The 6,708-nt window shown below is 62.0% G+C and carries 8 protein-coding genes and 2 pseudogenes; 1 reads left to right on the top strand and 9 read right to left on the bottom strand.

Translation table 11 applies throughout. The annotated features are described in order from the left end of the window. Nucleotides 1–526 (top strand): annotated as a pseudogene (locus ACP15K_RS17495) (IS5 family transposase); the annotation flags it as partial. 18 nt (nt 527–544) lie between these two features. On the opposite strand, the pseudogene ACP15K_RS17490 reads toward ACP15K_RS17495, so the two are convergent. From ACP15K_RS17490 to ACP15K_RS17450, 9 genes and pseudogenes are all read right to left on the bottom strand, one after another. Next, nucleotides 545–625: pseudogene (locus ACP15K_RS17490) on the bottom strand (virB8 family protein); the annotation flags it as partial. Between the two features lie 15 nt (nt 626–640). Beyond that, on the bottom strand, nt 641–1,450 hold the full coding sequence (locus ACP15K_RS17485) for a type IV secretion system protein (RefSeq protein WP_424991137.1): 810 nt from the start codon (nt 1,448–1,450) through the stop codon (nt 641–643). Beyond that, nucleotides 1,450–2,604 carry a lytic transglycosylase domain-containing protein gene (locus tag ACP15K_RS17480; protein WP_424991136.1) on the bottom strand — a complete coding sequence of 385 codons (1,155 nt, stop codon included), beginning with the start codon at nt 2,602–2,604 and terminating at the stop codon, nt 1,450–1,452. The genes ACP15K_RS17485 and ACP15K_RS17480 overlap by 1 nt, the downstream gene beginning before the upstream one ends. Further along, nucleotides 2,594–2,761 (bottom strand): hypothetical protein, encoded by a 168-nt coding sequence (locus ACP15K_RS17475; RefSeq protein WP_424991135.1) that lies wholly within the window; start codon nt 2,759–2,761, stop codon nt 2,594–2,596. Before ACP15K_RS17475 ends, ACP15K_RS17480 begins: the two co-directional genes overlap by 11 nt. Then, complete coding sequence (locus ACP15K_RS17470) at nt 2,758–5,121, bottom strand: type IV secretion system protein B4 (RefSeq protein WP_424991134.1); 2,364 nt, start codon at nt 5,119–5,121, stop codon at nt 2,758–2,760. The genes ACP15K_RS17475 and ACP15K_RS17470 overlap by 4 nt, the downstream gene beginning before the upstream one ends. Beyond that, the gene (locus ACP15K_RS17465; protein WP_035252740.1) at nt 5,111–5,389 is read right to left on the bottom strand and encodes a type IV secretion system protein VirB3; all 279 of its coding nucleotides are present in this window, start codon (nt 5,387–5,389) and stop codon (nt 5,111–5,113) included. The genes ACP15K_RS17470 and ACP15K_RS17465 overlap by 11 nt, the downstream gene beginning before the upstream one ends. Further along, on the bottom strand, nt 5,382–5,675 hold the full coding sequence (locus ACP15K_RS17460; protein WP_424991133.1) for a TrbC/VirB2 family protein: 294 nt from the start codon (nt 5,673–5,675) through the stop codon (nt 5,382–5,384). The genes ACP15K_RS17465 and ACP15K_RS17460 overlap by 8 nt, the downstream gene beginning before the upstream one ends. Further along, complete coding sequence (locus tag ACP15K_RS17455; protein ID WP_424991140.1) at nt 5,672–6,292, bottom strand: lytic transglycosylase domain-containing protein; 621 nt, start codon at nt 6,290–6,292, stop codon at nt 5,672–5,674. The genes ACP15K_RS17460 and ACP15K_RS17455 overlap by 4 nt, the downstream gene beginning before the upstream one ends. A 43-nt stretch (nt 6,293–6,335) precedes the next feature. After that, entirely contained in the window at nt 6,336–6,689 is a 354-nt protein-coding gene (locus ACP15K_RS17450; protein ID WP_424991132.1) for a hypothetical protein, read from the bottom strand. Between the last annotated feature and the right edge of the window lie 19 nt (nt 6,690–6,708).

Below are 6,708 nucleotides of genomic sequence, written 5' to 3'. Positions count from 1 at the left end.
CTGGGCTGGCCGCCGAACACAGTGAAGAAAAGACCGTGATGATCGACGCGACGTATCTGAAGGCACACCGCACCGCGTCCAGCCTGGGCGTTAAAAAGGGGGGCGTGGCCGCCTGATCGGCCGAACCAAGGGCGGTATGAATACAAAGCTGCACGCCGTCTGCGACAGCCTGGGGCGACCAATCAATCTCTTCGTCACCGCCGGGCAGGTGAGCGATTACATCGGCGCACGGGCATTGGTGAGCAGCCTGCCGAATGCCGAGTGGCTGCTCGGGGACCGGGGCTATGACGCAGACTGGTTCAGAGAAGCATTGAAAGACAAGGGGATACGAGCCTGTATCCCCGGCCGAAAGCAGCGCAAGACAGCCATCAAGTATGACAAGCGTCGATACAAGCGCCGCAACCGCATCGAGATCATGTTCGGAAGACTGAAAGACTGGCGGCGTGTGGCCACTCGCTACGACCGATGCCCAAAAGTCTTCCTCTCAGCCATCGCATTGGCCGCAACCGTCATGTTCTGGCTTTGAGACAAGAACGAGTCCTGACCCTAGGCGCTGCCAGAGCCGTTCGCGGCGCAAGGCACCATAGACCAGCTCTTCTTCGATGATTTCCTGTTCACTCGCCACGCGTCACACCTCGGATCAATCTGCGCGCAAGTCGGGCAGCGTGAAGTCCATGAAGCGCTGTTCCTCGGCGATGGTGGCGGCGTCGATTACACCGCCGGTGCCGTCGCCCACGGTCTGCACGGCCTCGAGCTGCCACATGGCAACGAGCGCGATCGCCAGTTCCGCCGTTACGCGCGTGTTGAGATCGATGCTTTCCTTAAGCTCGTCCATGTCATCGATCAGCCCGACGAGCCGGTCGACGCGCTCGAGCGACTGGCCGGCATCTTCATAGCTGTTCTGCGCCGCGGCCGAGACGAGCGCACCGGTCGTGGCTTGCGTGGCCACGCGGTTGGCCCCGGGATTGCCGCTGGTGGCCATTTCCGAAAGCGTGTCATCGTCAAATCCGAGATCGGCCAGGACCCGGTCCATTTGGGTTTCAATCTCGCCCGCGCCGGAGCCGGAAAGGCCAGAGAAGTCTCCGGTCTTGATGGCTTCAATGGTGGCGAGGATGTCTCCGAACTCTTGGTCGAGCAGGCCGTTCAGCTCATCCTCCATCTCGGTTCGGATGATTTCGGGAAGCTCGGCGAGACGGGTGAGGGCTTCGTAGGTCCGTTGCAGCTCCGCGAGTTGGTCCGTGAGTGTGGCAACCTGTTCGCGGAGCTGCGTCAGCTGCTCGTTTTGCAGGATCTCGTCTTCGATCATCTGCCGGAGCTGCTGGATGTTTTGCGCGATGTTCTGGGTGTCGACGACGGGCACGCCTTGCGCGAGAGCAGAGGTGACGGTGCCAAGTTGCAGAGAAACCCCAAGTGTCGTGGCTAAGGCCGTTCTCAAGAGTAAATCTCTCATCAGTCTATCTCCCTGATCGTGAATTCCATGAACGCGTTCTCGGTCAGCCGGGCGCTGGCCTGGGCCAATTCTTCGGCGGAAAGGACGCGGGTTCGCGCGGCCTGAAGCCGAATACGCGCGGCGACGAGGCGCACGAGTTCGGCGCGGGCATAGGTGTTGAGCGCGATGCTTTCCTGCACGTCTTCGGTTTCAGAGATCTGCTCGACGATGTCCGCGATGCGCAGGGCGGCTTGCCTGATCGCGGCGGGGGAGTTGTTGCCATAGAAGGCCGCGCCGTGCCCCATGATTGAGAGGTTCGCATTGGCCAGCAGAGCAGGGTCAATAGTGCCGAGCGCTTCGATCCCACCGATGCGGCTCAGATAGAGATTGTAGCGTTCGGGGATGACCTGGACGTAGGCTCTGGTCTCTGCAAAAGGCGGCACGCCCCCATATTCGAAGACGCGGCCGGGTCCGGCGTTATAGGCGGCAAGCGCGTTGATGACATTGCCGTCGAAGGTGTTGAGCTGGGCCGCCAGGTACCGCGCACCGCCATGCACCTGCAGATAGGGGCTGTCGTAGTATTCCGGGTTGATGCCGAGATCGCTGGCGGTACCGGGCATAATCTGGGTAAGGCCAAAGGCGCCGACCGGCGAGCGGGCGCCAATCGTGAAGCGGCTTTCCTGCCAGATGAGCGCCTGTAGCAGGGCCCGCCATTGAACCGGTGAGAGACCCGCGCGGCCCACGCCCGCAAAGCCGCTTGTTTCCTGGGCGACGCGGATGATGAGCTGCTCTATGTTTTCTGCCGCATCCCCGAACATCTGTGCGCCGCCGGGATTGGGGTCGATCTCGGCATTGCCGTAGACCGCCTCGACGGAACGGTCCGAGTCGCCGCTGCCGCTTTCCAGCCCTGAGACCATGGCAGGCAAGCCCTGACCGCCGAAGCTGGTCTGGGCATCGAGGATGCGCTGAAGCGTAGCCAATTGCTCGCGTTCGATCTCGGCGATGAGTTCGCGCACGGCAAGCTTGTCGGCCTGGACAGCAAGGTCGGCCTCGCGATCGCCGGTTTCGATGATATCGCGCGCGGTTAGCCCGCTGTCATTGGTCGGCACACCTTGGGACAGGGCGAGACCGGGCAGCAGGCAAAAGGCCAGGATATGAGGCAGGCTAGACTTCAACGTCGCGCTCCGGCGCGCCAAGGGGCGTGAAGCTGCAATCCGGCGCGACGGGGGCCGTTGAGGCGAGGAAGGTAAAGCAATTGGCCTGCGGTACCTGGTACTGGGCGCAGGAAGCCAGCACGCCGAGCGTGGCAAGCAAAAACAAGATACGGGTCATGAAAGTCTCCAGAAGTCCGGGCGGTCGCGGTAGTCAGCGCCGACAAGCGCCTCGCCTTTTTCCATGCCGCCGAGGATGGTGAGATTGGGTCCGAGGGCGCTCAGATCGGCATCGACGACGATCGAGCCCTGATCATCGCGGATGAGCGCAAGGCGGCTGTCGCTGCCGGTGTTGAGAAGCACGTCGAGTTCCTTCTCATAAAGATTGAGCATCGCGTAATCGGCGGCATGGGCGCGGATGTTCGGGAGCAGAATTTGCGTCGGCACGGCCTCGACGATGGTCTTGCCGGTTCGGGTGCGCTCGAGCTGGCTGGCGTATTGCGTCATCATGACCGCAACGGTGTTCTGCTTGCGCGCGGTCACGAGCCAGTTCGACAGCCGCTCGGCGAAATACGCGTTGTCGAGCGCCTTCCAGGCCTCGTCGATCACGATGATCGTGGGGCGGCGGTCCTCGATCTCGCGCTCGACCCGGCGGAAGAGATAGGAGAGGACGGCCATGCGTTCCTTCTCGGCCTCGCTGTCGAGAATGCCGGTGAGATCGAACCCGACCACATCGCCTTCGAGCGAGAAGGTGTCTTCCAGCGTCTGTCCGAAGATCCAGCCGTAGCGGCCCTCCTCAGTCCATTCGAGCAAGCGCTGGTGCAGATCGCCGCCATCATCGGTGGACACAAACAGCGATGCGAAATCCCGCCAGTTCCGTAAGGCGGGGTTCTTGGCCTGCGCATTCTGGCGCACCACTTCCTGGATGCGGTTGGTTTGTGCCGGCGTGAGCGGCTTGTCGGCGCGATAGAGAAGAGTGGCGAGCCAGTCCGAGAGCCAGGCTGTGCCACGCGGGTCAGTTTCCGTCCAAAGAGGATTGAGCCCTGTCGGTTGCCCGGCTTTCAAAGACGCATAGCGCCCGCCATTGGCGCGGACCGCCATCTCCATACCGAGACGGTAGTCGAAGACGAAGATCCGCGCCCCTGCTCGACGGGCCTGCGTCATGAGAAAGGCTGAGAGGACTGATTTGCCCGATCCGGGCCGCCCCATGATGAGCGTATGCCCACTGGTTGGTTCTTTGTCGGGACTGCCTTGCTCGTGATAGGAAAACCGGTAGGCGCTCTGCTCGGGCGTTGGCAGGTAGGTGATGACCCGACCCCAGGGGGTCTTCTCACCAGACTTGCCAAGCTGGGTCCGGTGGAATGCCGCAAAATCCGCGAAGTTGCGATTGGTGATCGCACTGGCACGCACGCGCTTGGGCTGGTTGCCGGGATGCTGGCTGAGGTAATGCGCCTTGGCGGCGACCCGCCCGCCAATCATCTTCACGCCTTCGGCGGCGGCGGCGTTGACGATCTCGGCGCTCAGCGTCTGCAACTCGTCCAGCGTGTCGCAAAAGATCGTCACCACCATGTGATGCTCGCCAAAGCTCTGCCGCTTGGCCTCGAGATCATCGGCGGCGATGTCGAGGGCTTCCATGAGCGACAGGGCCGCATCCTGGGAGGCTTTCATCTGGCGCTGTTGCCGCTTGATGCGGCCCGCCATCAGGTTCGAATTGATCGGCGTGAAGGAATGCGTGACGATCATGTCGACCGGCAGGTTCAGCATGTCGAACATGGTGCAGGAGGTGGCTTCGGAGTATTCCCCGATGGTGAAGCTCTTGCCGTAGCGATGCCCCACGACACCCTCGGAAAGTTCGAAGTGATCGTCTTGGAACGTGACGCGGGTATTGGCGACGTTGAAGGACAGAAAGCCGTAGGTGTTTGCTGGGTAGAGCGGCAGTTCTTGACCTGTGTTGAGCGCGCCCAGAAACCCGATCAACTCGCCACTCGTGGCCGACAGGACGCGCGGGTTCAGCTCCGTCAGGCTTGACACGAACACGCTCACGGCCTCGCCCAACCGACGCAATCGTTTCTGCGTGGCCTCCTTCAGCCGGTCGGGCGCGCTTCGGTTCAGGAAGGGCAGGACGCTCTTCGGGGGCGGGCGATGGATGACCGTGAGGGTCAGGGTCTTGTCGCGGAGCCCGCTGTTTTCAAGTTTCGCACGCCAGAGCCGGTCCACCTCGCCCGCAAAACTGTCCTCGCTCACAGGCTCCAGATCTGGCTTGATCGCTTTCGAGACTTTGTGGACATAGTAACTGAACTCCGGCCCCAGTTGCGCGATGATCCGGGCGAAGAGGGCGGTCACCTTGTCGAGATAGGCGTCATCCTTCGTGTAGCTGTTGACCCCATCAAGCCGGATGCACTGGAAGAGCTCGTTGACCCGCGTCCGTACCGTGCGGTCATCGACCAGGCTGACATAGGGCAGCATATGCGCAAGGCGGGTTTCGCGCGCATACCAGTCCGGCGTCATCGTGCGGAGATCTAGCACGTCATCACGGGGCATAGCTGTCCCCGCCATGGATGCTGCGGTTTCGCGTCGGTGGCGTCTCCTGCAGTGCGGTCATCATCACGTCGATGAAGCGCGGATCCCAGTCTGCGGCCTTCCAAAGCACGGGATAGAGCAGGGCGGCCACGCCCAGCACCGCGATGTGCTGGATCCAGACGAAGAGCAGCACCGAGCCGAAGAGCCAGACCATTGCGTACATGATGGGCAGGCCCAGAAGCTTGGGCGGCCGCACGAGGCCGAGAAAAAGAGGTGAGCGCTCAGCCACCGGCAAAGACCGCGGCAACGATGGTGGGCGCAGCGGCAACACCGGCGATGCCGACAAGCACCCAAAGCGCCTGTCGGAGATCGATGATGTTGAAGAACCAGCTCAAGAAAACGCCGAGCACGGCGAGCGTGGCGATGACGACGCCAAGCGGACCTGTCAGCGCATCGACAATGCCCTGCAAGAGGCTCTGAATCGGCGAGAGATCGATGCTTTGCGCAAGCGCAGGCTCTGCGACGAGCAGAAAGAGCGCCAGCGCGGCGACGAATAGGTTTGAAATCTGTCTCATGAATTTGATCCTTCCAATCGGGCCACGACGGCCATGACACGGGCCACGTGGTTCTGGGTTTCTCGGTAGGGGGGAATGCCTCCGTACTGGCGAACTGCATCCGGGCCGGCGTTGTAGGCTGCGAGCGCGAGTCGCGGATCGCCAAACGTGTCCAGCATCATCGCAAGATAGCGGGCGGACCCGTCGAGGTTCTGAAGTAGATCGCGCGGGTCAACGCCGAGGTCCCGCGCCGTCGCGGGCATCAATTGACCAAGGCCAATGGCGCCAGCGCTCGAGACCGCATCCTGCCGATAGGCGCTCTCGATTTCGATATTGGCACGGTAGAGCGTCAGCCAGTCTCGAACCGAGAGATCCGTGCGCCGCAGCCCGGGATGACCGGCGTAGCGAAGGGCGGTGGATTCGATGGCCGCCAGAACATCCGCGCGGGGCAGGGGTGCCGGACGGGCGAGTGCTGCAAAACGCAACGCGTCAGGTTCAATAGCTGGTTCAGCTTCACCGAGGATCGCCAACTCATTGGCAGCGGACCCCTGGCCGATGCCGTCATTGTAATTGCGGGCAAAGCTGTCCTGGGACCGGGACGGGGTCAGAGACCCATCGCTCTCCATGACCAGCACAATCTGGGCAGAGGCGGACCCCGTTAGGAACCAGAAGAGGAGGAGACTACTTGCTGCCGCCCTTGTCGGTTGAAGCCAGCTTGTGCGTTGTCCGCTGGCCCTCCTCGAGTGGGACATCCGCATGGGAGAAGCCGATCCCGATGAGGAAGGACACCACGCCCGTGATGGTCTTGAATTCGCGGATCTTGATGTCGTTATAGGTCGTCCGGGTGCGGGCCGTGACCAGCAGCTTCTCCACGCCCTCGTCAGAGACGACACGCATGATCCAGACTCCGTAATAACTGGGGCCCTTCTTGTGTGCCGACTCCTGGCACAGGATTTCAGCGCTATAGCCACTTTCCACGAGTTCGCGGAAACGTGCTTCCGTAACCACATTTGGTGCTTCGATGTCCCAGTTCATGGCCCGGCTCACGCTTTCT

It is taken from the genome of Fluviibacterium sp. S390 (genome assembly GCF_049800695.1).
Classification (GTDB): Bacteria; Pseudomonadota; Alphaproteobacteria; order Rhodobacterales; family Rhodobacteraceae; genus Meridianimarinicoccus.
Note: the sequence above shows the minus strand (reverse complement) of the source record. Positions and strands in the feature narration are given on the sequence as shown.